General features: G+C 38.9%; 26 protein-coding genes. 22 read left to right on the forward strand and 4 right to left on the reverse strand.

Going from position 1 to position 26,617, the window contains the following annotated elements:
* The first annotated feature begins 146 nt into the window (after positions 1-146).
* Genes EZ428_RS05245 through EZ428_RS05255 form a run of 3 tightly spaced genes read left to right on the forward strand, consistent with a single transcriptional unit; the run spans position 147 to position 5,276 of the window.
* Positions 147-731 carry a TlpA family protein disulfide reductase gene (locus EZ428_RS05245; protein WP_131552048.1) on the forward strand — a complete coding sequence of 195 codons (585 nt, stop codon included), beginning with the start codon at positions 147-149 and terminating at the stop codon, positions 729-731.
* Entirely contained in the window at positions 728-3,907 is a 3,180-nt protein-coding gene (locus EZ428_RS05250) for a SusC/RagA family TonB-linked outer membrane protein (RefSeq protein ID WP_131552049.1), read from the forward strand. The genes EZ428_RS05245 and EZ428_RS05250 overlap by 4 nt, the downstream gene beginning before the upstream one ends.
* A 10-nt stretch (positions 3,908-3,917) precedes the next feature.
* Complete coding sequence (locus EZ428_RS05255; protein WP_131552050.1) at positions 3,918-5,276, forward strand: RagB/SusD family nutrient uptake outer membrane protein; 1,359 nt, start codon at positions 3,918-3,920, stop codon at positions 5,274-5,276.
* A gap of 32 nt (positions 5,277-5,308) precedes the next feature.
* Here the strand turns inward: EZ428_RS05255 and EZ428_RS05260 are convergent, their stop codons facing one another.
* From EZ428_RS05260 to EZ428_RS05270, 3 genes are all read right to left on the reverse strand, one after another.
* A complete protein-coding gene (locus EZ428_RS05260; RefSeq protein WP_131552051.1) occupies positions 5,309-5,629 on the reverse strand; it encodes a DUF6520 family protein in 321 nt (106 codons plus the stop codon).
* A gap of 283 nt (positions 5,630-5,912) precedes the next feature.
* The gene (locus EZ428_RS24350) at positions 5,913-6,119 is read right to left on the reverse strand and encodes a helix-turn-helix domain-containing protein (protein ID WP_165501708.1); all 207 of its coding nucleotides are present in this window, start codon (positions 6,117-6,119) and stop codon (positions 5,913-5,915) included.
* 88 nt (positions 6,120-6,207) lie between these two features.
* Positions 6,208-6,783: a Crp/Fnr family transcriptional regulator gene (locus EZ428_RS05270; RefSeq protein WP_165501709.1), complete on the reverse strand. Its 576-nt coding sequence runs from the start codon at positions 6,781-6,783 to the stop codon at positions 6,208-6,210.
* Positions 6,784-6,882: 99 nt separating this feature from the next.
* Between EZ428_RS05270 and EZ428_RS05275 the strand changes: the two genes are divergently transcribed.
* Entirely contained in the window at positions 6,883-7,158 is a 276-nt protein-coding gene (locus EZ428_RS05275; protein WP_131552054.1) for a helix-turn-helix domain-containing protein, read from the forward strand.
* 61 nt (positions 7,159-7,219) lie between these two features.
* On the opposite strand, the gene EZ428_RS05280 is transcribed toward EZ428_RS05275, so the two are convergent.
* Positions 7,220-7,606, reverse strand: coding sequence for a hypothetical protein (locus tag EZ428_RS05280; RefSeq protein WP_131552055.1), 387 nt, complete (start codon positions 7,604-7,606; stop codon positions 7,220-7,222).
* Between the two features lie 302 nt (positions 7,607-7,908).
* Between EZ428_RS05280 and EZ428_RS05285 the strand changes: the two genes are divergently transcribed.
* The 18 genes from EZ428_RS05285 (at position 7,909) to EZ428_RS05370 (ending at position 26,536) form a co-directional block, all read left to right on the forward strand.
* On the forward strand, positions 7,909-8,712 hold the full coding sequence (locus EZ428_RS05285; protein WP_165501710.1) for a LytTR family DNA-binding domain-containing protein: 804 nt from the start codon (positions 7,909-7,911) through the stop codon (positions 8,710-8,712).
* Positions 8,713-9,159: 447 nt separating this feature from the next.
* Complete coding sequence (locus tag EZ428_RS05290) at positions 9,160-9,804, forward strand: DUF6266 family protein (protein ID WP_131552057.1); 645 nt, start codon at positions 9,160-9,162, stop codon at positions 9,802-9,804.
* Positions 9,805-9,859: 55 nt separating this feature from the next.
* Positions 9,860-10,234: a hypothetical protein gene (locus tag EZ428_RS05295; protein WP_131552058.1), complete on the forward strand. Its 375-nt coding sequence runs from the start codon at positions 9,860-9,862 to the stop codon at positions 10,232-10,234.
* Positions 10,153-10,842: a hypothetical protein gene (locus EZ428_RS05300; protein ID WP_225870998.1), complete on the forward strand. Its 690-nt coding sequence runs from the start codon at positions 10,153-10,155 to the stop codon at positions 10,840-10,842. The genes EZ428_RS05295 and EZ428_RS05300 overlap by 82 nt, the downstream gene beginning before the upstream one ends.
* Positions 10,839-11,306, forward strand: coding sequence for a hypothetical protein (locus tag EZ428_RS05305; RefSeq protein ID WP_131552059.1), 468 nt, complete (start codon positions 10,839-10,841; stop codon positions 11,304-11,306). The genes EZ428_RS05300 and EZ428_RS05305 overlap by 4 nt, the downstream gene beginning before the upstream one ends.
* A gap of 589 nt (positions 11,307-11,895) precedes the next feature.
* Positions 11,896-12,435, forward strand: coding sequence for a hypothetical protein (locus tag EZ428_RS05310; protein ID WP_131552060.1), 540 nt, complete (start codon positions 11,896-11,898; stop codon positions 12,433-12,435).
* A gap of 404 nt (positions 12,436-12,839) precedes the next feature.
* Positions 12,840-13,589 (forward strand): tyrosine-protein phosphatase, encoded by a 750-nt coding sequence (locus EZ428_RS05315; protein ID WP_131552061.1) that lies wholly within the window; start codon positions 12,840-12,842, stop codon positions 13,587-13,589.
* A gap of 86 nt (positions 13,590-13,675) precedes the next feature.
* Entirely contained in the window at positions 13,676-14,485 is an 810-nt protein-coding gene (locus EZ428_RS05320) for a polysaccharide biosynthesis/export family protein (protein WP_131552062.1), read from the forward strand.
* Between the two features lie 32 nt (positions 14,486-14,517).
* Entirely contained in the window at positions 14,518-16,911 is a 2,394-nt protein-coding gene (locus EZ428_RS05325) for a GumC family protein (protein ID WP_131552063.1), read from the forward strand.
* Positions 16,912-16,959: 48 nt separating this feature from the next.
* Positions 16,960-18,291, forward strand: coding sequence for a UDP-glucose dehydrogenase family protein (locus EZ428_RS05330; RefSeq protein WP_131552064.1), 1,332 nt, complete (start codon positions 16,960-16,962; stop codon positions 18,289-18,291).
* On the forward strand, positions 18,288-19,277 hold the full coding sequence (locus EZ428_RS05335) for a UDP-glucuronic acid decarboxylase family protein (RefSeq protein WP_205945639.1): 990 nt from the start codon (positions 18,288-18,290) through the stop codon (positions 19,275-19,277). The genes EZ428_RS05330 and EZ428_RS05335 overlap by 4 nt, the downstream gene beginning before the upstream one ends.
* A gap of 31 nt (positions 19,278-19,308) precedes the next feature.
* The gene (locus tag EZ428_RS05340; RefSeq protein ID WP_205945603.1) at positions 19,309-20,301 is read left to right on the forward strand and encodes a glycosyltransferase family 2 protein; all 993 of its coding nucleotides are present in this window, start codon (positions 19,309-19,311) and stop codon (positions 20,299-20,301) included.
* The gene (locus EZ428_RS05345; protein WP_131552066.1) at positions 20,288-20,965 is read left to right on the forward strand and encodes an acylneuraminate cytidylyltransferase family protein; all 678 of its coding nucleotides are present in this window, start codon (positions 20,288-20,290) and stop codon (positions 20,963-20,965) included. Before EZ428_RS05340 ends, EZ428_RS05345 begins: the two co-directional genes overlap by 14 nt.
* Positions 20,966-20,967: 2 nt before the next feature.
* On the forward strand, positions 20,968-21,903 hold the full coding sequence (locus tag EZ428_RS05350; RefSeq protein WP_131552067.1) for a phosphoglycerate dehydrogenase: 936 nt from the start codon (positions 20,968-20,970) through the stop codon (positions 21,901-21,903).
* Positions 21,903-22,640 (forward strand): SDR family NAD(P)-dependent oxidoreductase, encoded by a 738-nt coding sequence (locus EZ428_RS05355; protein WP_131552068.1) that lies wholly within the window; start codon positions 21,903-21,905, stop codon positions 22,638-22,640. The genes EZ428_RS05350 and EZ428_RS05355 overlap by 1 nt, the downstream gene beginning before the upstream one ends.
* A 9-nt stretch (positions 22,641-22,649) precedes the next feature.
* Positions 22,650-23,945 (forward strand): hypothetical protein, encoded by a 1,296-nt coding sequence (locus tag EZ428_RS05360; protein ID WP_131552069.1) that lies wholly within the window; start codon positions 22,650-22,652, stop codon positions 23,943-23,945.
* Positions 23,946-25,403 (forward strand): hypothetical protein, encoded by a 1,458-nt coding sequence (locus EZ428_RS05365; protein ID WP_131552070.1) that lies wholly within the window; start codon positions 23,946-23,948, stop codon positions 25,401-25,403. It abuts the gene before it with no gap.
* Complete coding sequence (locus EZ428_RS05370; RefSeq protein WP_131552071.1) at positions 25,400-26,536, forward strand: hypothetical protein; 1,137 nt, start codon at positions 25,400-25,402, stop codon at positions 26,534-26,536. The genes EZ428_RS05365 and EZ428_RS05370 overlap by 4 nt, the downstream gene beginning before the upstream one ends.
* Positions 26,537-26,617: the final 81 nt, after the last annotated feature.

Consider the following 26,617-nt stretch of genomic DNA (forward strand, 5'->3'; position numbering starts at 1 on the left):
CAAACAGCTTTTATTTCTTTACGGTTCTTCCTAATGATTTTTTAACGAGAATTTACTGAGGCCATTGCTGGGCGGTTAGCATAGTTCAAGGATAAAGGAACTAATAGAAAAGGACCAAAAACCAAGAAAAACAAATTTTACTACCTATGAAAAAAACAACGATAATATGCGTAATGGCATTGTCATGCCTAAATTTTTTTGCCGAGGCGCAAGAGATGAAACCGCTAAACCTTGGTCAAAAAATACCAGCAACAACCTTAAACCAAAACTATCCCGTACTTGGCACAGCTACCAAACAGCATGATAGCCTAAACCTAAGCCAGTTTAAGGGCAAATTAATCTTATTAGACTTTTGGGCCACTTGGTGTACCAATTGTATCTATAAATTCGATTTGCTCGGTCAATTGCAAGAAAAGTATAAAACACAGTTCCAAGTGGTTTTGGTGAATGCCAAATACACAAAAGATACACCCGAGCGCATGAGAGGAATCTTATCGGGAGAGAAAGCCCCTTTCATTAAAGCTAACCTAACAACCATATATAACGATACGGTGTTGTACAAGCTTTTTCCGCACAGTTACCTGCCACACTATGTTTGGCTAGGCGCAAAAGGAGAAGTATTGGCCATAACTGGTGCCGAAATGATAAACGAACAGACCATTGAACATTATCTTGCTGACATTAAAGACGAGAATAATAAAGCGCAGGCAGAGCTTACCAATAAGCCATGAAGAAGTTAATCACCATCTGCCTGATCATATTTGGCCTTGCCGCAAATGCACAACAGAACCAGTTCCACGTCTATAGCCTGCCAGATACCGTGCCCATTAGTGGGGCAAGCATCAACGTAGTTGGGAAACAGCCGCTTACTAGCGGCAACAATGGGCAGTTCATGTTAAATTACCCAACTGGCACTTATCAGGTACAGATCAAATATATGGGTTATGTTTCCATTAACACCACCATTACCTTGCCCAGCAAGAGCCTAAATTTTTACCTACTGCCCAGCTTAAACATACTGCAGGAAGTAGCCATTAACACAGGTTACCAAACCTTGGCCAAAGAAAGGGCTACGGGGTCGTTCGTTACCATTAGCAACAAGCAGCTCAACGAGCAAATGAGTACCGATATCATCAGTAGGCTCGAGGCGGTAGCCAATGGTATCACTGTCGATAAAAGGTCGAGCTCACTTGGTAACCTGATGGTAAGAGGGCTTAGCACGATCTCCGGACCAAGAACACCCTTAATTATCTTGGATAATTTTCCATATCAGGGAGATTTGCAGAACATTAACCCAAATGATATTGAAAGCATAACGATCCTGAAAGATGCCGCTGCAGCCTCAATCTGGGGAAGCAGGGCAGGCAATGGCGTAATTGTCTTGACCTCTAAAAAGGCCAAGACGGGCGAGGCTTTGGCAATTGATGTTAATGCCAATTGGAGTGTTGTAGAAAAACCCAACCTATTTACCATGAAACAATTGGATGCTGCTTCATTCATGGAGGTAGAACAAATGTTATATGATAAGGGCTATTATACCAGTAAAATCAATGCCGTTGCCAAGGCAGCCCTCTCGCCATTTGTAGAACTATTGCTGGCAAAAACGAGAGGCCAAATTGATGCCGCAGGTTTTGAGGCCATGGCAAGTACAATGCGGCAAACTGATATCAGGGAAGAACTGCTTCAGCTCAATTATGGAAAGGCAATTAAGCAGCAATATAGCATCAGCTTAAGAGGTAGCGCCGATCGAATAAATTGGAATGTGTTAGCCGGATATGACAATAACCGATCTGATCTAGGCGGTTTAGATTCTAGGTTAAACCTAATGAGTAGGAATACGCTAAAAATCACAAAAAAGCTAGAGCTAGATTTTAGTCTCGCCTATACCAAAAATAATGGAGCGCCCGGTAAGGTAGGTTATGGTGATTTGGCCTCTACTGGTGGGGTCACTTACCCTTATTTGCGTTTGTTAGATGATCAAGGCAATCCTGTTTCGGTAGCCAAGGGTTATTCCCTTTCTTATTTAAACACCCTTAACCAAACCGTATTTGGCAATTGGAATTACTATCCAATTAACGATTACCTGAATAATAACATCAGCAATGCATCGAGTGATTTATTGGGGAATGTAAGTTTACGTTATCAAGTACTCCCCTCATTAAGTGTTAGGGCCTATTACCAAGCAGAAAAGCAGGTAGAGCAAGCTAAAAGTATTTACGGCACAAACAGTTACATGGTGCGCAACATGGTAAATACGTTTACCCAGATTGGTAGCAACGGAGAGGTAACAAGGATTATCCCCATAGGGGAAATACTAGATCAGACCCAAGTTAGCCTAAATGCCCAGAGCTTTCGTTCGCAGGTTAATTACGACAAACAATGGAACAAGCATACCGTAAATGCCCTGGCTGGATGGGAGTTTAGCGAGAATAAGACAGAGGGAGATGGGTTTAGGGTATATGGCTATAGTGATGAACGCTTAACAAATGTAGGCATGAACATGGCCACCACTTATCCAAATTATATCAGCAAAACCATGAGTTACCTAGACCAAGGCCCCAATAACCTAACCAGTAAGCTGAATAGGTTTGTTTCACTTTATGCCAATTTGGGTTATGGATTCGATGATAAATACCTGTTCTCAGCAAGCATGAGAAAGGATGCCTCTAACATTTACGGGGTAGCAACAAACGAGAAATGGAAACCATTATGGTCAGTGGGAGCAGGCTGGGTAATCGGTAGAGAATCCTTTTATAAAGTGCCATGGTTGCCTTATCTAAAACTAAGGGGAAGTTACGGTTATAGCGGTAATGTAGATTTAAGTAAAAGCTCCCTAACAACCATTGTTGGTGGTACAACGTCAGCATTTACCAATACGGGGATAGCTAGGTTCGGTCAGTTTAGCAACCCATCGTTAAGGTGGGAAAAGGTTGGCACCACCAATATCGCCATAGATTTCGCCCTGGTAAATCAACGCATCAAGGGTAGCATAGAGGTTTATCACAAAAAAGCAGTTGACCTTTATGGAACGAGCTTGGTTGATTATACGGCTATTGCGGCCACTAGCATCACTAAAAATGTAGCCAGCATAAGGGCAAGGGGTTTAGATGTTTCATTGAATACCGTTAACACGACTGGTGCATTTAAATGGACTACAGACCTGAACTTTAACCTATATAAGGATGAGGTAAAAGCATATTATTTGGCAAGCGTACAGGGAAGTCAGTTTGTTGGCAATGGTACAATCGGCACCCCTCTAATTGGCTATCCCGTGTATGGCGTGTTTTCCTATCAATGGGCTGGCCTAGACCCTACAAATGGAAACCCACGGGGCTATTATAAGGGCGAGGTCTCTAGCGATTATAACCTGCTTACTGGTGCAGATGTTAGCGTAAAGGATTTAGTGTACAATGGCCCGGCATTCCCAACCATGTTTGGTAACTTGGGTAACACCTTCAGCTACAAAGGTTTTAGTGCAACCGCAAGGTTTACCTATAAATTGGGACACTACTTTAGGCCAAATAGCATTAATTATTCTAATTTATTTGCATCAAATGTGGGTCATCCAGACTATCTGAAGAGGTGGCAAAAACCAGGTGATGAATTAGTTACCAATGTACCCTCTTTGGTTTACCCTGCGGTAAGCAGGAGGGATGCTTTTTACAATTATGCAGGCGTAGCGGTATTGAAGGGTGATAACGTACGTTTGGCCTATATTTCTATAGGTTATGAGTTAAAACGCGAATGGCTAAACAAGCTCCCTTTTAAATCTATACAGCTGCAAGCTAACGCAAGCAATCTTGGCGTTATTTGGACGGCCAATAAACAAGGCATTGATCCAGATTACCGAGATAACCAAATACTACCAAGCAAATACTTCTCACTTGGAATACGTTGTACACTCTAAATTCGAAAAAATGAAAACTAAAATAGCAATCATATTTAGTGCAGGGATGTTACTAATAAGCTTAATTTCTTGCGAGAAATTTTTAGACGCAAAACCAGATAAAAAACTAGCGGCGCCTAACACATTAATAGACTTGCAGGCACTCATGGATGATGACCTGCGCCAAAATTCACAGATGGTTTACGCGGGAGAAATTGCCGCTGATAATTTTTTTGTTAAGGATGCGGCGTTAAAGGCTATTTTCAAACAAACAGACGTAAACATTTATAACTGGGAGAAACAAAATCAGTTTGAGGATGTATCAAACAGTTGGCAAAACACTTATAGAACCGTTTATTATGGAAATACGGTAATGGATAATATTGCTAACATAGAAAGAAATACCGGCAACTATAAAGAATGGGATAACATAAAGGGGCAGGCACACGCTTTTAAGGGTACTGCACTGTTACACGCTGCATTTGTATGGTGCAATGCCTATAGCGACGAGGGAGCAAGCACAAACTTGGGATTGGTAATAAGGGAAAACACTGATTTTAATGTCAAAAGCGAGAGGGCAACGCTAGGGGCAACCTATGCGCAGATACTTTCTGATTTGAAGCAGGCGGCAAAATTATTGCCACTAACTCAAATACATCCAATGAGGCCGTCAAAAGTTGCCGCTTTTGCCCTGCTCTCTAGAGCGTATTTATCGATGAACAAGTATGTAGAGGCTGGTCTATATGCAGATTCTGTACTTCAGGTTAATGCAACGCTCTTAGATTACAACACATTGGTGTCTTCAGCCGCCAACCCGTTTACGGCATACAAGGGAGAGGTGCTTTTTCATTTAAATGATGCAAATCCCGAAATGCTTAACCAAGCCAATGCCTTTGTTGTGCCAGAACTTTACCAACAATACCATACCGATGACCTACGGAAAAAGATGTATTTTAAGACAATAGGAACTGATTTTAGTTTTAAGGGAAATTACTCCGGTGGCACCTCACAATTCTTTGGCCCGGCAGTAGATGAGATGTATTTAAATAGGGCAGAAAGTTATGCAAGACAGAACAGGTTAATGGAGGCCTTGGCTGACCTAAACGCTTTTATGTTAAAGCGATGGGATAAAAATAAGCTGTATACGAAATTTGAGAGTAACGATCAAAAAAAGGTGGTCGATTGGATATTAATGGAGAGAAGAAAAGAATTGTTGTCGAGAGGCTTGCGTTGGCCTGATGTAAAGAGGCTCAATTTACTTGGCTATCAAATTGAATTGAAACGAAATTATAATTCATCTCAATTGGTTTTGCCTCCTAACGATCCCCGATTTGCAATGCCCTTACCAGAATACATCATCAACCTAGTAGGTTTAAAGCAAAATCCATAATAAAGGCGGGCAACAAAGCCCGCCTTTATCAATTACTGTTTTTTGTTAATGGCGTTATCATTAATATCTGCAACGTCAGTTGCGGTGTCTTCCAGATAATTTTGCAAATCTGTCATGTCACCCTCAAAGCTAAAACGACAAACAAGATCGCCAGACTCACCACAGCTTGGAGTTTCCAAATCGGCAACTTCCCAGTTCGCAATGTTCTTAATGTCTGCAGCTAAATGAGAATTACTGGTGTACTCATAAACTACTGGAGTTTTTACTTTCGCTTTAAACGCACTAGTGCCAAAAGCAATAACCAAGCCTAATACAACTGCGATAACTGGTAATAATTTTTTTAAATTTTTCATGACGTGTGCTGCTTTATTGCATTTGAAAAAACAGCCGAAAAAGTTGGTTTAAATAATTAGGTTGTAGCTATGAGATAGATTTAGCTCTGCTGAGCCCTTCGGTGTTCTCGTCGCTATGCTTCCCTCGAATCCGATAGCAATCGGATGACGGAAAATATTTGCCGTTTTGGTAGGCGATACCTTAAGTTTTGCCTCCTAGAGGCGAACTTAAATTTGGTTTTTACTAAATTCCTCGATGGGGTCGCTCAATTAACCAGTTCAACAATTAACCATTTAACCCCCTTTAACCCTCCTCCACCAACACATACCGCTTTAAACTTTTATCATAAGTGATTTGGTAACCATCTTTGCGCAACCGGTATAGCAATTTCACTACCGTTGATGGGTGGCAGTGGAGCTGTTGGGCAACGGCAGCTGCGGTTTGCACCTGCTTGTGTTTCAACATGAAAAGTAATTTCTGCAGTTTTTGCCTGCGCCGTGCAATAGACATGTTCAAATCTCTTTGCAACAAATTTCGTTTGGCAGACAGTAATTAGGACTTAGTTTATCTTAAGAAATACTTGAGGAAAAAATTAAGGTTACCTTATCAAGCCTTTGCGAATAATGCTCATGCTTTGCTCGGTGATGCCCAGATAGGAGGCAATGTGTTTTTGGCTCACTAGGTTACTGATCTGCGGATGCCTGCTTTTTAGGTAAAGGTATTTTTGGGTGGCATTACTGGTTCTAAATACGTTTCGCTCCTCGCTAATAAGGGTTAGGTATTCCTGAAAAATAGCCTTGCTTAACAGAATGAATACTGGCGAAAGGTCTTCAAGAGAAAGCCAATCATGGTAACTGATTCTGAAAAGAATGCCGCTGCTCTCGCATACAATGCCTTCTTTGCTTTTTTGTTGGGTAAAGAAGCTGGCCATGCAAGTGGTAAATTGTCCTTCACCGGCAAAATCTACCGTAGCTTCTTGGTAAGGTGTCTCATGGTAAAGCCTTAAGAAACCACTATGCACAAAATAAACGTATTTGCATACCTCGCCAGGGTAAAGCAACACTTGTCCCTTATTCATTTCTATTTCCTTGGCCCGTTCGTTAATGGCGCTTTCAAATTCGGTTACCTGTTCACACCGCTGTTGCAGGTGGTTAAGAAAATGTTTAAAATTCATGGTGCGTTTATTTAAATTAAGCTGATTGATTGGCACATGCCGAGCCATTAACTTCATCCATACATCCTGCATTAATTTTTCCACTTAAATACTGGAACCATGCACACCGAAATCTTAAGCAAGCTAGATGAGTTACTGGCTTTACAGCATCAACTGGTTAACCTTTGCCAATCGCTTAGCCAGCCCTTGCCACCAGAAGAGTGGTTAGACAATGCCGATGTAAAAAACCTATTGAAGATAAGTGACAGTTCGCTGTACCGTTTGCGCAAGAACAAGCTCTTGCCCGCCAAACAGGTTGCAGGTAAATGGTATTATAACTTTGCTGTGTTGCAAGAATTGTTGGCGGCAAAACCGAACTTTATGCCAGATACTTAAAGGGAACAGCGCGTTAACAAAGTTAAATTGGGAGCCTGATTACCTAGGCTCCCAACAGGCATTAACCCGTGTAACTGATCATGAACAACAATTCGCCACCTGCCGCAAAACCGCTAGGATGGGCATTACTAGCCGTTAGCGAGCTTTTGGTGTAAACAATTTTACCCTGATCATCGCCATTTGCTGGAGCCTCTTCCTTTGCTAGGCTAACTGGTAGCCGGTTGCCCACGGCGAAACTGGTCTGCTCTGCCATGAAAACAACATAGGCCTCGTTTAGCTTGTTTAGGAAGTCGATCTGGCTTTGGGCAAGCTCAAACTTTGATAGTACCCATGCTGCAAACGCGTTTTTAATCTGGTAAGCTTCAGCTGCCAACATATCGTTGTTAAGCTGATACAATTCTTGTTGAAGGGCCTGAAAACCTGCTTCATTAAATGTAAATTTTCTCATAATTAGATTTTTTATAAGCTAAATCTAAAATTTAAAATGTGGTTTGGTTTAGCTTAAACGCACTATTTTGATAAGCGTGGAAGTAATTGCACGATAAGCGAGACGTTGATTTTTAGGGGAGGAGTACTATGGCTTATTTTGCAGGCCTAAGTTTTTGTGGCACAATCAGATAAAGCGTAAAACTGCCTTTTTTCGGTTTTTTGGCATTTGTTTTATATTTATTACCACGATAACCACAACCTATGTTTAGAATTAGATTGCCCAAGGTAAGCAAGAATGTTTACCTAGGGATGCGCTTTAAAATGGCGGCAGCTTTTTGTGCTGCCAATGGCGTCATTTTGTATCAAGAGAAAAAGCCATTCGAAGTTATTTTTACCAACGTAGGTTTTTACATTGCATCCATATGCAGCTGTTTATTTGCCTACGGTGCCATAGTACTTGTGATTTGGGTTACTCGTTTTTTAGACTACCGCCTGCCTTGGCATACCAATTACAGCAAGCGGTTGTTTTGGCAACTGGTGCTTGGCGTGGTTTTTCCGGTGCTGCCGCTGTTTATAGCCGCCGCCATTTATTTTAATCGCCTTGGCATAAATGTGCTTAAAACGGTTTACATCAGTAGGTATATACCCTTAATTGTTTTGTTATTGGTTGTGCTCAGTGCTTATTTACACCTGTTGTGGGAAAAAAAGCACCGGGGCAAGAAGACCCCAAAATCCTTGTTGGCACAAAAAACAACGCAGCCGCCATTACCCTTGCCTTTTGCAGAAATTGCCTATCTATTTGCAGAAAACAAGAGTTGTTACGTTGTTAATTACTTTGGCGAAAAAACAGGTTGGGATTTGACACTCAAAGACACCATGACCCAATTGCCCACCAATCGGTTTTTTCAATTGCATAGGTCGCTGATTATTAACCTTAAGGCAATAGAAGATATCAAGGTAATTGACCCAAAACGAACAACCGTGATGTTGTTTGACCCGCTGCCAAATCCCTTAAATGACAATAAGGTCTTAACCGCCTTAATGAAAGAAGTTAGTCCGAGTGCCCGTGAAAACGCCACCTTTAAGAGCTGGTATGTGCGGCACAAACCCGCCCATTCTTTGTAAAAACGAGTTGCTAACGAGCAACGAAAAACGGTCAACGGACAAGCCAATATTCTTCGTAATTTCTTCGGGAATTCATTTAGGTTTCTTCGGGAGCTGTTCGGGAAGCGGTCGAGTCTGCTTCGGGAAGCGTTCGGGAAGGCTTCGGGAAACGGTCGGGAAGTGGTCGGGAAAATCCCGAACAGCTCCCGAAGCCAAGTCAATCACTTTACGGTCGCAACCCCATCCTTTTACGATGCAGTTACGCCGCCAAGTTGAGCAAAAGGCGATGGTTTTTGCTGTTTTTTCTAACTCAGGCCACTCGGCAATCGGTCAAATTCGGTCAAACCCAGTCAAATCCAGTCACAAGGGTCTCATTGCTAGGTTCTTAGGTTTTGCGTTTCTATGTTTGTTCCACGCTCTGGTGTACCGGCCGGCCATCAGGGTTTCACAATTTAAATTTTTAAAAAAATGGGAACAATTAGAAACGGAGCCAATGGAGGCTTCTCTGGCAAGGCCGGAAGTGTTATCGGTAGTAGATGGAACGATATCAGTTACATCAAGGGACTGCCAAAAATCAGTACCAAGCCAGCTAGCTTAAAGCAGTTGGATCAAAGGGCACGCTTTGCGGCGGTGCTTAAGTTCATGGGGCCAATTAAGGATATATTGCTGTTGGGCTACAAGGGCCAGAAATCTGGTAGGACAACGGGCTTTAACCTGGGCATACAGCATGCGTTGGGCAATGCGGTAATAGGCACTTATCCAGCTTACGATTTGGACAAGGCAAAGTTGCAGATTAGCAAGGGTACATTGCAGCCACCAAGTAGCTTGGTTGTCAGTTCTGCTGTAGCTGGCAGTTTAGATGTGGCATGGTCACCTCAGATAAATGCGTTAAATGCCTTTCCTGAAGATACCATGGTGGTATTGCTTTACAACGAGCAGCAAAATTTCTTCCTCTCGTATACCACGGTAGGGGCAAGGTCTGATATGGGAACCGTACTGGAGATCCCAGCAGATTTTTCTGGACAGACGGTGCATGCGTATTTCTTTTACGTAAGCCGAAATGGTGATAGGCAGTCGCCAACTAGCTATGTTGCACCAATAGTGATAGTTTAAACAATTCTTAACCCAGTTGGCACCTTTTGCGAGGTGCCAACTTAATTTTTATGATATGAAAACTTTAAAAATTACATCCCCAAGCGGGACCTTAAATAAACACATTTTGCCTTTTGTGGCAATTCTCCTAGCGGCTGCGGTATCATGGCAAGGCTTGCCTTTTTTACTCACGAGCCTTAACACTGAGGTTGGCTTATTGGATAATGGCATCTGGCAACTGCTGCTCTTCGCATTGATCAGCTTTTTACTATTGCTGGGCATCTCCATCCTTTTATTCAGGTGGCTCTTAAGCTGGCTTGGCCTACCCACAATTAACATGATGGTTTTACAATTTAAGAACTTACAGTTATGGCAACGATTCGTATTGTACTGGGCATTGTTTGCCTTGCTTTTTTTGGGAGGGCTGTTGAGCCTGGCGGCGATATTTTAGGGAGGGGGTTAATTGTAAAATCGGGGAGAGGGTTAACTGTCGAATCGGTTAATCGACAGTTAAACAATTACACAATTAACCAGTTAACCCAACTCCAGTTAACCACAAGCCAGTTAACCAGTTCCACAATTAACCAGTTAACCCAACTCCAGTTAACCTCAAACATCCTCGCCATTGCCCAATCACAACTTGGCGTTCATGAGGCAACGGGCAACAACGATGGAATACAAGTAGAAAAATACCTTCGCTACACCGGCAACAAAAAAGGTGAACCTTGGTGCGCCAGTTTTGTGAGTTGGGTTTACGGTCAGGCTGGTTATGTGCAACCCAAAACGGCTTGGAGCCCTGGTTTATTCCCTTTGGCTCGGCAAACGCTTAAGCCACAACCGGCAGATGTGTTTGGGATTTACTTCGCAGCATTGGGGCGCATTGCACATTGTGGTTTGGTAGAGAAAAAACAAGGTAATTGGCTTTATACCATAGAGGGGAATACCAATGTGGTAGGTAGCAGGGAAGGGGATGGGGTTTACCGAAAGCTGAGGCACCTGAGAACCATCAAGGTTTACGCAGATTGGTTAAACGAGCCAAGGAAGGAGGGTTTAAGATGAAAAAGCTAACCATCATTACTTGTGCTTTTTTGTTGCCGGGCTGTGGCACCTTAAACAAGGATAAGTTGTTTAGCAAAAACATAAAAAAGGAAACCCTTAGCCAGGAACATTCCGAAACGCTGGCGGTTCAACAAGCCGTCAACATTAGGGATAGTACCTATACCATGATGGAGCTAACCATTTGGCCAAAAGGACCTTTTACCTTTTCGCCAGCTACCGGTTTTGCAGGCGAGGCTTTTAAAATGGAAATGAGGGGTAAACAATCCAGTTTAGTTGATTTTAGCAAGGTAACATCAGCCAATAGGGGATCAAACACTAGGCTTAAACAAGAAAAGGTAAGTGTTACAAAGCAGAAGGAGAAAAAGGTGGAATGGGAAGGAATGAGTTATGGGGGTTGTCTTTTGGTGGTGGTAGTTGTGGTATTTAGTTTTTTGTTTTTTAGAAGGCGATTGTCCTTTAAATAACGCTTACAATCTTGCATTCAATTCTGAGGGATTGTGCTCCCAGTATTCCCCCTTTAGAGCCTGCTCCGATTTCACATCGGAGGGGTTAGGGGGTGGGGGCTGTGTTTTGGCGGCTACAACCGGCGAGCGTCATACTCAGCTTGTCCCGATAGCTATCGGGAGGGTATCGTAATGCGATTGCTAGGACTTAGACTCTTTCCTCCGCCCAAACCCTCGGTCACATTCCCCCTAGGTACTTGGCCGCACACAAGAATGCGCCAGCGAGGTAATGGCAATGCATAACAAAGTTCAAGTCTGCAATTGCATTTGATTATTCTTTGTTTTAAGGGGTAAAATATTCATTTTCTTTACTTTATGGCTTTAAATTACCTAAATCTAGGTATTGCATTTTCTAAGCAATGGGCTTAGTTTCATGATGATGATTTTAACGAAAAAAACATCATCGAGAGCTGTGGTAAAAGACCTTATAAACTGCCAACTGATCTCTTGACCTTGCCTACAAAACCATATAAAGTGGAGACCAGAGACCAATCAAAAAAACGGGGCGATCCTAGCAAGCCATACGACTAGGAAATTAAACTAAAGGACAATGAAAAATTTTAGACAAAACACCATTGCAATTCTTCTCTTATGCTTAGCACTTGGATTTATTGGATGCGGAGAAAAAAAAGCTGACAGTAACTCAAATGTTGCAGGTTGTGACTCAGACAACATCATGGTTACAATTGACGACTCGGACTATGAAAAAATGGAATCAGACACTTGCTGGGCGAAAGCAACCAAAGATTCGATTTTAGTAGAACTTGGTACACTTGTAGATTCGATCAATAAATTTCAGAAGCCAACACCTGGTCAAGTTTTGCGCATTGAGGGAGTTGCTTCTATCAGTTGGAAAGGCGTAAGTGGTTGCTGCACCCAAAATACGGTTAACCAAAAAGCTAAACAAGCCATCGAAGCATTTGTTGGCCAGCAAATCTTAGCAAATAGACCAAACCAATATTACAGGTCTGGCCTAATAGGGCAAGTATTAAGTGCTAAATGTAGTTCAACTACAAATGAGTGGACTAGTGTAAGAAAATGTAAAGGGTCTTGGAAACAGCCCTACTTTATTGAGTTTATCAAACAATAGCAAAAAAACCTGCCCATTATGGGCATATGTGATGGGCAGGTTTTCCTTAATTAATTTTATGCAATGATAAAATGAGTTGGGGCAGTAATAGCGCGCTAAAGCCAAACAGATTCCTAGTTGCTTAATGGAATATATTGCTAACTACTCCAGCCTCCCAACTCCTAACCTCTAACTTCTCCACCCTCAACAACGTTAACTTAAGATTAAAAAACTAAAAATTTTGATGTCAAAATGATTTTAATTCAGCTTTTTTAAGACGGTTGGTGAGTTAGTGTGTTATTTACACTTGCTTTTTGACTAAAAAGTAGTAATTTAGCACCGATAAGCTTATTTACTTATGTTATTTCACGATAATTTAGGTTTTAAGCTTAAAATTGTTTGGATTTTTAAAGAAAATCATCCCTATGCTCTCTTTTTTTAAAACGAAACCTCCATTAGTTGCCGATCTGACTTGGCTCGGTGTAGATTTGCACTCCCATTTACTGCCAGGCTTAGATGATGGAGCTCCAGATTTAGAGACTTCTCTTTTTCTGATTAAAAAGTTAAATGAACTGGGTTTTAGCAAATTCATCTGTACACCACATATTTTTAAAGAATTATATCCCAATACCCCAGCAAGCATTGGTGCGGCATTAGCTACCGTAAAAGAAAGTTTGAAGAAGGCGGGTTCTAACATAAAAGTAGCTGCAGGAGCAGAATACATGATTGATGGCGATTTTAACATGGATGAACCATTACAACTGATGCCAGACAATTATATCTTGATAGAAATGTCTTACCTCTCTGAGGCCCCTCATATAGAACAAACTGTGTTTGATCTACAGATTAAGGGCTATACCGTAATTTTGGCACATCCCGAACGATATAACTTTTACCATAAAAGCTTAAGCCGTTACCAACGTTTTAAAGACATGGGCTGCCTGTTTCAATTGAATTTATTGTCGGTTACCGGATATTATGGAAAAGAAGTAAAGTTAGTTACTGATTATTTGCTGAAAAATAAGCTGTATGACTTAGCTGCTACCGACTTGCATCATGAAAAACACTTAAAGGCATTAGAACATAGTGTTAAAAATGGCGAGTTATTTAAACAAATTGGCAATTACCCTTTTAAAAACCAAAAATTATTTGACAACAACAACAATTTTACTTAGAAAAACTTGGTTTAGTATGAGGGGCCTCAAAAATCAATGTCTTTTAAACTAAACTTCTTATCTTTACTGCAATTATCTATCCCTATATGTTAAAAACTTACCTTCCTTCTTATTTAAGAAGCCTAATTGCGCTTTTTTTAATCGGTCTTCTTGCCTCTTGTGCAAGCACTAAAAAAGTGAGCTACTTTCAGGATATACCCTTAACCGGAGGTTCTCAAATTAAAACCATGGCCACCTTTACTGAGCCCGTTATCCAAGCAGATGACATCTTATCCATTAACATCTTGAGTATAGATCCACAAAGCACCATGGTGGTTAACCAAGGGACTAGTTTGCAATCATTGGGTGGCACAACTAACTCGGCAACTGCTACAGCGGCCCAACAAGCAAGCGCTTTTTTGGTAGATAAAAATGGTGAGGTAGAATTGGTAGGTATTGGAAAACTTAAGTTAGCTGGTTTAACCACTTTTGAAGCCAAAAATCTAATCAGGACTAAAGTAGCAGCTTTATATAATAAACCGAGTGTAGAGGTGCGTTTTGCAAACTTCAAAATTACCGTTTTAGGAGAGGTTAATCGCCCTGCAGTTTATACCATGCCCAATGAGAAGGTTACTTTTTTAGATGCCCTAGGTTTAGCAGGTGACATGACCATCTTTGGTCGCCGGGAAAATGTCATGTTAATTCGTGACAACGCGGGCAAGAAAGAGTTCATTCGCTTTGATTTAAATTCTACCGAATTTATCAATAGCCCTTACTTTTACCTTAAACAAAACGATGTGATCTACGTAGAACCTAACAAGGGTAAGGCTGCCTCTTTAAATGCGGCCCGTACACAAACCTATGCCATTATTGGCTCAGCACTGTCAGTGTTGGTAATCTTATTTAGTAGGCTTTAGGTTTTAACCCATATAATTTACTTTAGAAAAACATGAATAATACTATATCAAATATCGAGAAGGATAGAGAGGATGAGGGCGTTAACTTAAAGGTCTTGTTAGCTAAAATTATAGGGAAATGGCCTTGGTTAATTCTCTCTGTATGCCTTTGTTTGGGTGCGGCTTATTTATACATCCGTTATAAAACCCCCATGTACAAGATCAGTGCAAGGGTATTGGTTAATGATGAAAAAAAGGGTGCAGGGATGTTAGGTGGTAGCGATCTGCTAGGGAGTTTAGGTGGGCTATTAGGTTCTAAGAGTACGGTAGACAATGAAGCGGAGATTTTAAAGACACGCCACTTAATGGAGCAGGTGGTACGTGACATGGATTTAAACATTACCTATTACCATCATGGTAGGGTTAAAGATGTAGAATTGTACCAAAGTCCATTTAAAGTCCATTTAATAACTGCGGAAGATACCATTACTACTACAAAAGTTAACCTGAAATTATTAACAGCTAATCGAATCGCGGTTACTACAGATGAATTAAATACAGTAGCTAAGTTCAATCAAGCGATCAACATTCCTAAGATCGGATCCTTTATCATTACTAAAAATCCATTAAAACCATTTAAGGATAAGGATTATAGCTTTACCATCTCTTCTGTAGATAAAAAGGTTGCCGACTTAACCGAAGACTTGGAGGTTGCCGTTACCAATAAACTGGTTACCATTGTAGATTTAAGCATCAACCACGCCATCCCTAAAAAGGGAGAGGACATTCTCAATAAATTGATTGAAAAGTATGTAGAGGCCAACCTGAAAGATAAAAATGAGGTGGCAGACAGTACCATTAAATTCATCAATAGCAGGCTAAGGTACATTGGTACTGAACTGGGCGATTTGGAGGGTAATATCCAGGGTTTTAAACAGCAGAATAATTTGGCTGACATGAGTGAACAGGCTAAACTATTGGTGCAAAATTCTGCCGTTTATATGAACGATTTAGCCAAGGTAGAAATACAGTTGAGCATGTTGAATAGTTTGCAGGATTATTTAAAGGATGATAAAAAGCGAGTTTTACCAAGTTCTTTGATGCCTGCTGATTTAGTATTTACGGGTTTGATTGAACGTTACAACGCCTTATCATTAGAACGTGAACGGCGATTATTGGGTTTAACAGATACCAATCCTATTATTTTAAACTTAGATCAGCAAATCGCGAACCTGCGTAAAGACATGCTGGCGAATTTAATTTCCAGTAAAAGCAGTTTGCAAATTACCAGGGATAAACTGAATTCGCAAATGAAAAATGCAGAGGGACAAGTTAAACAAGTACCTGCTATTGAGAAAGATTATTTAGACTTGGCGCGCCAGCAAAGGATCAAACAAGAGTTGTATATCTTCTTGATGCAAAAAAGCGAGGAAACAGCCATCTCGAAAACATCAAATATTGCGAATTCAAAAACAATTGATCCACCAAAATCAGCAGTTAAACCTTATAGCCCACAAAAGAATATAATTGGACTTTTCGGGGTGGTTATGGGCTTTGTTATTCCGATAAGTATCATTTATGTGCTAGATTTGCTTAACAACAAGGTAAATAACAAGGATGATATTATTAGGGCCACTGATGTGCCTATTTTAGGAGAGATCAGCCATAATGATGAGGCAGATAATTTAATTGTGGCCAATAGTTCACGTTCGGCCATTGCAGAACAGTTTAGGGCCTTGCGTACCAATCTTTCCTTTTATTTAGATGGGAAAGACCAAAAAGTGATTTTGTTTACCTCGAGCATGTCTGGGGAAGGTAAATCGTTCATGGCCATTAATCTGGGTAATATCTTAGCCATTACAGGTAAAAAAGTCTTGTTAATGGAGCTGGATTTACGTAAACCGGGTTTATCTGCGAAGTTAGATATAACCAATAAACAAGGTTTTACCAATTACATCATTCAAAAAGATTTAAAGGCTAGTGATTTGATTAAACCTTTGAACATCCATGAGAATTTATTCATCATTAATTCAGGCCCTATTCCTCCAAATCCTGCTGAGTCTTTATTAAATGAACGAACAGGGATATTAATGGAAGAATTGAAGCAACAATTTGATTATATCATTATTGATGCCCCACCAGTAGGTATCGTTACGGATGCCCAATTATTGGCGCCTTATGCGGATATCTGTTTGTATTTGGTACGTCAAAAATATACCTATAAAGCACAATTAAACATTGTGGAGGAATTGCTTAGAGATAAAAAAATGAAACAACTAGGCATTGTGGTAAATGATATTCATGCTTCTGATTCTTATGGTTACGGTTATGGCTACGGTTACGGTTACGGTTACGGCTATGGCTATGGTTATGGCTACGGCTACGGCAATTATGGTAACGAAAAGACTAAAAAGAGTATTTGGAGACGCATATTAGGAAGAAAGTAACACACATTTATATTCAAAATTATAAAGATTCGTTAAGAGCAGTTCATTATGAAAATTATTATTGTAGGCACTGGTTATGTGGGCTTGGTTACCGGAACCTGTTTGGCAGAAATTGGAACAGAGGTAATTTGTGTTGATGTAGACCAAAAAAAGATTGATAACTTAAAAAAAGGTATCTTACCTATTTATGAGCCCGGTTTAGAGCAACTGGTAGAAAACAACTATAACAAAGGGAGGCTATCTTTTAGTACCGATTTCGAGGCATCGGTAAAAGGGGCATCTGTAATCTTCATTGCTGTAGGCACTCCTCCGGGAGAAGATGGCAGTGCAGATTTGAAGTATGTGTTGCAGGTAGCAGATACCGTGGGTACCTACATTGAAGATTATGCCATTGTGGTAACCAAAAGTACGGTGCCAGTTGGAACGGCTAAAAAGGTAAAGGCAGCTATTGCTGCTGCATTAGACAAACGTGGTGTAGATCTTCCTTTTGATGTAGCTTCTAATCCGGAGTTTTTAAAAGAAGGTGCTGCTGTTGATGACTTTTTAAAACCTGATCGTATTGTGGTAGGTGTAGAATCTGAGCGAGCTAAAGAAACCTTAACTAAATTATATCAACCCTTTGTATTGAATGGGCATCCCATTTATTTCATGGACATTCCTTCTGCAGAAATGACCAAGTATGCAGCTAATGCGATGTTGGCCACAAAGATATCTTTCATGAATGATATTGCCAATCTGTGCGAATTGGTGGGCGCAGATGTAAACGAGGTGCGTAAGGGTATAGGTTCAGATCCACGTATTGGTACTCGATTTATCTACCCAGGCATAGGTTATGGCGGTTCTTGTTTCCCTAAAGACGTAAAAGCACTATTCCATACCGCAGATGACTACAAATATAATATGCGGATCTTAAAAGCCGTAGATGAAGTAAATGATGACCAGAAATTTGTACTGTTCAAAAAAATTGAAAAACACTTTAATGGTGATTTAAAAGGCAAAACATTTGGTATGTGGGGTTTGTCTTTTAAGCCTAATACCGATGACATGCGTGAAGCACCCTCATTGATCTTGATTGATGAGCTTTTAAAGGCAGGTGCAACGGTATTGGCCTATGATCCAATTGCGATGGAAGAAGCTAAACATTTTGCAGATAAGCGAGTGATCTTTGTAAAAGATGCCATTGATGCGGTTAAGGGAGCTGAGGCTTTGTTATTGGTAACAGAATGGCCAGAGTTTAGGTTGCCAGATTGGAACAAAATTAAATCGGTCATGCATGGCCGTGTAATTTTTGATGGCCGTAACATTTACCAGGCAAAAACCATAGCTGCAGAAGGCTTTACCTATTATGGCATTGGTTCACAACCTAAAACCGCAGAATAATGAAAAAAAGAATACTAATAACAGGTGCAGCAGGATTTTTAGGTTCACATTTATGTGATCGTTTTATTAAAGAAGGTTATCATGTTATTGCCATGGATAACCTCATTACTGGCGATTTACAGAACATAGAGCATTTATTTCCTTTAGAAAATTTTGAATTTCATCATCATGATGTAAGTAAATTTGTACATGTTGCTGGAGCATTAGATTATATCTTACACTTTGCTTCACCAGCCAGTCCAATCGATTACTTAAAAATCCCTATCCAAACCTTAAAAGTTGGTTCTTTGGGTATACATAATTTATTAGGTTTAGCGAAGGCAAAAAATGCAAGGGTTTTAATTGCTTCTACCTCAGAGATCTATGGAGACCCAACCGTACACCCTCAAGTAGAGAGTTATTGGGGCAATGTAAATCCAGTAGGGCCTCGTGGTGTATATGATGAAGCTAAACGTTTCCAAGAGGCCATGACCATGGCTTATCATACTTTCCATGGCTTAGAAACTAGAATTGTAAGGATCTTTAATACCTATGGCCCTCGCATGCGTTTAAACGATGGCCGTGTATTGCCAGCATTTATAGGGCAGGCCATTAGGGGCGAAGACATTACCATTTTTGGAGATGGAAGCCAGACCAGGGCTTTCTGTTATGTAGATGATTTAGTAGAAGGGATTTACCGTTTATTATTATCTGATTATGCAAGTCCGGTAAATATTGGCAATCCAGATGAAATAACCATTAAGGCTTTTGCCGAAGAGATCATTGCTTTAACAGGGTCTAACCAAAAAGTGGTGTATCATGATTTGCCAGTAGATGATCCTAAGCAAAGACAACCAGACATTAGCCTGGCTAGGGAATTGTTGGGTTGGGAGCCTAAGGTAAGTAGAAAAGAAGGTTTGGAACGTACTTATGCCTATTTTAAAACATTAACTGCCGAACAATTAAATAAAAAAGACCATAAAGATTTTTCTACTTATTCCAAATAAATAAAATATAACATAGCAATTAGTAAAAGAAATGACAGCGATCAAATGTAGCATCATTATCCGTTCTTTTAATGAAGAAAAACACATCGGTCAGTTATTGGTTGGCATTCAAAAACAAACACTTTATCGGGATATTGAGGTGATTTTGGTTGATTCTGGCTCTACTGATCGTACGGTTGAGATTGCAAAGCAATTTGGCGTTAAGATAGTTAACATTAGACCAGAGAACTTCTCCTTTGGAAGGGCCATTAATGTGGGCTGTGAAGCGGCAACCGGGGAGTTTTTATTGTTTGCCAGTGCACACGTTTATCCTTTATATACAGACTGGGTACAAAAAATGATAGCGCCATTTAAAAATGATAAGGTGGCTTTGGTATATGGCAGACAGGTTGGTAACGACCTGACCAAATACTCAGAACATCAGTTGTTTAAAAAATGGTTTCCGGCAGTTTCAAATTATGAGCAGTCTATCCCATTTTGCAATAATGCCAATGCGGTAATCCGTAAGGAATTATGGCAAAAGCAACCTTATGATGTACAATTAACTGGGCTAGAAGACCTGGATTGGGCTACCAAAATACAGGCAGAAGGCTATCAGATTGCTTATGAAGCTTATGCGCCCATTGTACACGTACATGAAGAAACCCCTTCTAGGATAAAAAACAGGTACCGCAGGGAAGCCATTGCACTTAAAAATATTTACCCTGAAGAGAAATTCTCTTTTTGGAGTTTTATTAGACTAACCAATTCAAATATTTGGTCTGATGCTGTACATGCCATTCATGAGAAAAAATTCTTTAAGGAATTTTCCTCGATTATCATGTTCAGGACCTTGCAGTTTTGGGGTACTTATTTAGGTTATAATGGCAAATCGAAGCCAGATGAAACCTTAAGGATGAGGATGTATTATCCTAATGATTTTAGGAAAAAATTATTTCAAAGAAGAGAGGCCGAAAGCCATCAAGGATTTGGTGAGGCCATTAATTATGCAGATTTAGATTATTCTTTAGATGACAAAAAATAGATTAACAGCTATAGTACCCATGCGCCATTCTAGTGAGCGTGTACCAGGTAAAAACTACCGTGATTTTGCAGGTAAACCCTTGTTTCACCATGTGGTACAAACCTTGCTTGATTGTAAACAAATTGACCAGGTAGTGATTGATACGGATAGCCCGATTGTAATGGAACAATGTGCAGCCGTATTCCCTACGGTGCTTGTTTTGGAACGTCCTGAACATTTAAAAGATGGCGCCATACCCATGAATGATGTGTTATTAAATTCCATCAATCAAGTGCCATCAGACTTTTACCTACAAACACATAGTACCAATCCAATTTTAACTGCACAGACATTAAGTGCAGGTATAGCCAAATTTTTGGACTTGTATCCAATGCATGATTCCTTGTTTTCTGTAACCAGAAAACACGTAAGGTTTTGGGATAGCTTAGCTAGGCCAATTAATCACAATGCAAATATTTTGTTAAGGACTCAAGATTTGCCACCCATATTTGAAGAGAATTCTTGCTTTTATCTTTTTACAAAGGAAATATTGGAAAAGAAGCATAACCGAATAGGAGATAGACCATTCCTATATGAAATTCCAGAAGCCGAAGCACAAGACATCGATGTAGAGTTAAACTTCATCATGGCCGAACTATTATATAAAAACCTGAATAACCTATAAAAATGAAAGTATTAGTAACATGTCCACCAATGCTTAAAGCCATAGATCAGCTTAGGCACCTATTTGAAGAAAAGGGTATAGAATTGATTACGCCAAATGTGGTACAGGTATTAACAGAGGAAGAACTGATTGAGCTTGTTCCGACGGTTGATGCTTGGATTATTGGTGATGACCCTGCAACTGAGCGTGTTTTTACGGCGGGTAAGAATGGTAAGCTAAGGGCGGCTGTTAAATGGGGAGTTGGGGTAGATAATGTTGACTTTAAGGCTTGTGAGAAATTGGGTATTCCTATTCAGAATACACCAAGAATGTTTGGCAATGAAGTGGCAGACATGGCATTAGCTTACTTTACAGGCTTGCTAAGGGAGAGTTATAAAGTAGACCGCGAAGTGCGCAAGGGTAACTGGATTAAGCCTCCAGGTATGTCTACAGTTGATAAAACGGTTGCCTTAATTGGTTTGGGTGATATAGGTTTAGCTGTGGCAAGAAGATTAAAAGGTTTTGATGTAAAAATTAATGCCTATGATCCATTCACTAATTTGAATGCAGCACAAGCAGGGGTAGACCAAGTCCTTCCTTTTCCTGAAGGATTAGAAGCAGCAGATTTTGTGATCATCACTTGCGCCTTAACGCCTTCAAGCTACCACATGATTAATGCAGAAACCATTGCTCAAATGAAAGACGGTGTTAAAGTAATCAATGTGGCACGCGGCCCGCTGATTGATGAACCCGCTTTAATTGACGCTTTAAAATCTGGAAAAGTGAGTGCTGCTGGTTTAGATGTTTTTGAAATAGAGCCGCTACCAGCCGATAGCGAATTACGGACTTTTGAGCAATGTATATTTGGTACACATAACGGTTCAAATACAAAAGAAGCCGTTATTCGTGCAAGCCATAGGGCAATAGAAATACTATTCGGATTTTTAGATATCAAATAATGGATAAAAAAACAGTAGTAATAACAGGCGTTTTAGGTGGTATTGGAAGCCAATTGGCCAAAACCTTTAAGGAAAACAATTATCATGTAGTAGGTTTGGATGTGAGGGCAGCAGAAGTACCTTATTGCGACAAGTTCTTTAAGTTTGATTTGCACCAGTATTGTTCAGATGCTAATTACAAAAAGGAATTGGAAGCAGTTTTTGATGCAGAAATACCAGCACTTTTTTTATTGATCAATAATGCTGCGGTACAAATACTAGGCAGTGTTGCAGAAGTTAAATTAGAAGATTGGAATCAGACTTTAAATGTAAACCTAACAGGGCCATTAATGTTAAGTCAATTTTTCTTGTCGAGGTTAGAAAAATCAATGGGTTCTATCATTAATATTGCCAGCATACACCATCAATTGACTAAAAAACGCTTTGTGGCCTATGCCAGCTCTAAAAGTGCCTTAGTTGGGTTAACCAAGGCCATGTCTGTTGATTTACAGGGAAGAGTGAGGGTAAACGCCATTAGCCCCGCAGCAATAGATACCCAAATGTTAAGGGATGGGTTTGATAATGATGAGGCTAAGGTTCAATTATTAAATGAATTGCATCCAAGCCAAAGGATTGGTAAACCACAAGAGGTATCGCAACTGGCCTTGTTGTTAGCTGAAGATAAATTGGGCTTTATCAATGGTGCCAACTTAAACATTGATGGTGGAATTAGTAATGTATTAAAGGATCTTGAATAAAATTTAAGTATGCATGTTAGGTTAGGGATCTGGAAGAGTGTTTTATTTAATATTGGAATTTTTCTTTTCCTTTGCATATTAAGTAATTTATCTTACGGTCAAAAAGCCGTATTATCATCTAGATGGTTTCATCCTAGAGACTTGCATGACTCTGTTAAGACAATCGATGCAATAAAATATTTCAAACCACAAAGAATTGATTGGACTTATACAGAAGATGTTAAGACAACTGATGTGTATAGGGAAATGGGTTTGTCTTACAGCCTAACTCTAAATCCTCAATATCCTGATTCTGTTGGATATACAAATCTTAAGTATAGAATTAAGAGTATAGACGGATTAGGATATATTGCTCCTTGGATGAGGAATTGGAATATTACCAACCCTTATTGGGGATGTGTGAATAATCCTTTATTTAAGGATTTGTTTTTTAGAAAGGCTGAAAAGCTATTGAAACTAGGTGCATATGGAATTTTTATTGATGATGCGTTATTTAATGCGCAGCTTAAATTAGACAAACCTAATTCCTACGGGTGTTTCTGCGAATATTGTTTAGAAGGTTATTCGAAAAGATCAGGTGCAATTAATATAGGGCGTTTGGATAAGTTACAGATCAAAAATGAACTAAAAAATAATAAATATTTTATAAAAGATTACGAGAAGTATCAAGAAGAATCAGTAGTTATTTTTCTTTCACAACTTAAAAAAAAATTATTAGAGCAAAATACTAACATCAAATTATTAACCAATAACGGAAATGGTGAGTGGAATAATATATATAAGGTGTTTGATAGAGGAGTTGCTGAATTAGGTGTTGGTAATCTCAATATTTTATATTTATCAAAGGCATATAGATTGGCTGATGAGCTACAGAAAACTCAGCTGTTTACTTTAGTATCTAACAACATTGTATTACAAGATTGGTTGCTATTTTACAATTATTTAAATGGTCGCGATTATGTTATTCCTTGGGATATCCTTGTTGATACCAAAAGTCGAAAAAGATTTTATATGAAGCCCGAATATTTTAAAAAGACAATGAATTTTCTGAAAGGAGAAATAATTGGCTTCAATAATATTTCAAATAGCAGTATAAATGATAATCTATGGGTAAAAGTACTTAAGCTTAATGATAAGAATATGAGATTAATTGTCTTAAATGCTGCCCCAACTAAAATACCTGAGAAAGAGTTTACTAGGGATGCAAGTACATTGATGAAGAATTTGAATTATTCTAAAGTACTAAAAACAAGTTTGGTAATTGATAATGGTAAATATGCTATTTACAATTTAATATTAAGATAATTGGCTAATAAAAATTTTAACAAGGTATTGAACTCACCCACTATCATGACCTGGATGAGTTATTCGACAAAGGCATTAACACTTTTTGTAGTGTTACCAATGGTGTTGAAATTTTTTTCTGAGGGTGATATTGTACTTTGGTATTTATTTTCGACGGTAATTTCATTACAAAGTCTATCTGATTTTGGGTTTAGACAAACTTTTTCAAGAATCATTGCTTACGCTTTTGGTGGAGCCAAAGATATCTTTGTTTATAAAGACGGGAGTAATACTGACGGTGAAATTACTGATATAAGTAGACCTAATATTGATTTGCTGAGTAGAATAATTTCAACAATGAAGTATATTTATGTTGTACTTACAATTATCGTTTTTGTAGGAATGATAACATTGGGTACTTGGTCTATGTTTAAGCCAATACAACAATCAAATAATATAAATCAAGCATGGATAGCCTGGGTGATAATTATATTTATTTCAACCATTAGTTTTTATGGTAGGATTTATATGAATTTTTTAGAGGGGTTAAATAAAATAGCTTTAGTTAGAAGGATAGAATCGATGACCAGCTTGGGAAGTATAATAACAAGTTTATTAGTACTAGCATTTGCTCCCTCTCTATTGAATTTAGTAATTGTAAATCAATTCTGGGTACTTTTAAATGTATTGAGAGATTGGTATTTATGCATAAATGTAGATGATAAATTTTATAATAAAATTTCGCCCTCTTTGCCGTTTGATAGAAAATTATTTAAACAAATTTGGGTTCCTGCATGGCGAAGTGGGATTTCAGGGTTAATGTCAGTTGGACTAACTAATTTAACAGGATTAATTTATGCACAAGTAGGCAATACCCCATCTGTTGCAGCTTATTTATTGGCATTGCGAATAATTAATCAAATCAAAGAGGTGTCAATGGCTCCTTTTTATAGCAAACTACCTTTGTTTGCGATGTATAGAATTAAAAATGATTTAACGAATCTGCGGAAAGCCATTATAAGAGGTATGGGATTAAGTCATTTCGTATTTGTCTTGGGAGTAATTTTTGTTGGCTTATTTTCAGATTATTTATTAGGTTTAATAGGAAGTGATTTGAAATTCGTTGATCAAAAAATGTGGGTGTTGATTAGTTTCGCTTTCTTTGTACATCGTTTTGGGGCAATGCACATACAGGCTTATATGTCTACAAATCATATCATTTCTCATATTGCAGATGGCATTTCTGGAGTTCTATACATCGTGTCCTGCTTATTATTGGTAAACTATATTGGCATTTATGCAGTTCCAATAGCAATGCTAATTGGGTATTTGGGTTTTTATGCTTGGTATGCAGCTAGGTATTCCTATCGTTCACTTAATATAAGTTTTTATGATTTTGAAAAGAAAGTTTTATTAACCCCCACTATCTTATTTTTACTTTACATACTATTTACGATAATTCATCAACCTAGGATATGAAAAAGAAACTAAAACCGCTTGTCAATGCAATAAGGAATTTAATTTTTAAAAAGCATAACTATCTTCAGATTTATCTTCCTAGTCAACCTTCTACTTCTTTTAATGACAAATTAAAAGAAGTATTAAGAAGACTAAAATATTTTGGCTTAGATAACGATATAACGTATACTCATAAAATATTACCGAAGCAGTATTTAGATTATTCATTAATTGGTTTCGTTGATGCAACTGATTTTTCAGAAAAATCATTTTCATTAAAGAAGGGGGAGGTATTTAACTTCGATTTTGAAAATTATGTAGTGGAGGGTTGGGAGTACCATAAACTATTAAGCATCTTACATAAAGAGGAAGTATCAAAAGGAGTCAGGGAAGGGAAAAAGAAGCTGGAGGAACTAACTGAGAGTCTAAAAAATTCATACCAAAAAGCTTATATCCTGGGTACAGGGCCATCTTTAGAAAAAGCAAATGAAGAAAATTGGAATGATGGTATAAGGATTGTAAGTAACACAATCGTTAAAGATACAGAGTTATGGGATTACATTAATCCACATTTCATTGTTGCGGGAGATGGTATATATCATTATGGGATTGCACAATTTGCGCAGAAATTCAGAAAAGACCTGAGAAATTGCCTTGCTAGAACGAATACCTATTTCGTTATGCCTGCAATATTCTATCCATTTTGCTTAAAAGAGTTTAGTGAATTTAAAGATAGATTAATTCCAATACCGTTTGGAAATAAGACCATTTTCACAACAGATCTAACTAAGGAATATAGGTTACCTTTAGTTGGGAACGTTTTACCGTTATTGCTGCTGCCATTAGCATGTACTTTAAGTAAAAATGTAAATTTATGGGGCTTTGACGGGAGATCCCCTGATGATAAACTTTTTTGGAAGAATTCATCTAGACATTTTTACACTGATGATGTTGATGAGTTAAAGAATTTGCACAATGGATTTTTTAATACACTAGTGCCAAAAGATTCACCAGAATCATATGTCAAAAATGTACATGGCGACTCCTTAGATCACGCTTTAACTATTGCAGAAAATAGAGGCTACAAATTTACAATGATGCATTTCTCATATACAGAAACATTGAGTAAGAGATCTCAAAAAGCGAGTAAATAAATTAAACTATTAAACATAATGTTCTATTCGATATTATTGATTTTCTTAATGCTAATGCCTTTTGGGTATTCACAATCGAAT

The organism is Pedobacter frigiditerrae, assembly GCF_004331645.1.
GTDB classification, from domain to species: domain Bacteria; phylum Bacteroidota; class Bacteroidia; order Sphingobacteriales; family Sphingobacteriaceae; genus Pedobacter; species Pedobacter frigiditerrae.

Coding starts and splice junctions, on each gene's coding strand:
- EZ428_RS05245 (WP_131552048.1), top strand. CDS start 147: ATGAAAAAAACAACGATAATATGCGTAATGGCATTGTCATGCCTAAAT.
- EZ428_RS05250 (WP_131552049.1), top strand. CDS start 728: ATGAAGAAGTTAATCACCATCTGCCTGATCATATTTGGCCTTGCCGCA.
- EZ428_RS05255 (WP_131552050.1), top strand. CDS start 3,918: ATGAAAACTAAAATAGCAATCATATTTAGTGCAGGGATGTTACTAATA.
- EZ428_RS05260 (WP_131552051.1), bottom strand. CDS start 5,629: ATGAAAAATTTAAAAAAATTATTACCAGTTATCGCAGTTGTATTAGGC.
- EZ428_RS24350 (WP_165501708.1), bottom strand. CDS start 6,119: ATGTCTATTGCACGGCGCAGGCAAAAACTGCAGAAATTACTTTTCATG.
- EZ428_RS05270 (WP_165501709.1), bottom strand. CDS start 6,783: ATGAATTTTAAACATTTTCTTAACCACCTGCAACAGCGGTGTGAACAG.
- EZ428_RS05275 (WP_131552054.1), top strand. CDS start 6,883: ATGCACACCGAAATCTTAAGCAAGCTAGATGAGTTACTGGCTTTACAG.
- EZ428_RS05280 (WP_131552055.1), bottom strand. CDS start 7,606: ATGAGAAAATTTACATTTAATGAAGCAGGTTTTCAGGCCCTTCAACAA.
- EZ428_RS05285 (WP_165501710.1), top strand. CDS start 7,909: ATGGCGGCAGCTTTTTGTGCTGCCAATGGCGTCATTTTGTATCAAGAG.
- EZ428_RS05290 (WP_131552057.1), top strand. CDS start 9,160: ATGGGAACAATTAGAAACGGAGCCAATGGAGGCTTCTCTGGCAAGGCC.
- EZ428_RS05295 (WP_131552058.1), top strand. CDS start 9,860: ATGAAAACTTTAAAAATTACATCCCCAAGCGGGACCTTAAATAAACAC.
- EZ428_RS05300 (WP_225870998.1), top strand. CDS start 10,153: ATGGCAACGATTCGTATTGTACTGGGCATTGTTTGCCTTGCTTTTTTT.
- EZ428_RS05305 (WP_131552059.1), top strand. CDS start 10,839: ATGAAAAAGCTAACCATCATTACTTGTGCTTTTTTGTTGCCGGGCTGT.
- EZ428_RS05310 (WP_131552060.1), top strand. CDS start 11,896: ATGAAAAATTTTAGACAAAACACCATTGCAATTCTTCTCTTATGCTTA.
- EZ428_RS05315 (WP_131552061.1), top strand. CDS start 12,840: ATGCTCTCTTTTTTTAAAACGAAACCTCCATTAGTTGCCGATCTGACT.
- EZ428_RS05320 (WP_131552062.1), top strand. CDS start 13,676: ATGTTAAAAACTTACCTTCCTTCTTATTTAAGAAGCCTAATTGCGCTT.
- EZ428_RS05325 (WP_131552063.1), top strand. CDS start 14,518: ATGAATAATACTATATCAAATATCGAGAAGGATAGAGAGGATGAGGGC.
- EZ428_RS05330 (WP_131552064.1), top strand. CDS start 16,960: ATGAAAATTATTATTGTAGGCACTGGTTATGTGGGCTTGGTTACCGGA.
- EZ428_RS05340 (WP_205945603.1), top strand. CDS start 19,309: ATGACAGCGATCAAATGTAGCATCATTATCCGTTCTTTTAATGAAGAA.
- EZ428_RS05345 (WP_131552066.1), top strand. CDS start 20,288: ATGACAAAAAATAGATTAACAGCTATAGTACCCATGCGCCATTCTAGT.
- EZ428_RS05350 (WP_131552067.1), top strand. CDS start 20,968: ATGAAAGTATTAGTAACATGTCCACCAATGCTTAAAGCCATAGATCAG.
- EZ428_RS05355 (WP_131552068.1), top strand. CDS start 21,903: ATGGATAAAAAAACAGTAGTAATAACAGGCGTTTTAGGTGGTATTGGA.
- EZ428_RS05360 (WP_131552069.1), top strand. CDS start 22,650: ATGCATGTTAGGTTAGGGATCTGGAAGAGTGTTTTATTTAATATTGGA.
- EZ428_RS05370 (WP_131552071.1), top strand. CDS start 25,400: ATGAAAAAGAAACTAAAACCGCTTGTCAATGCAATAAGGAATTTAATT.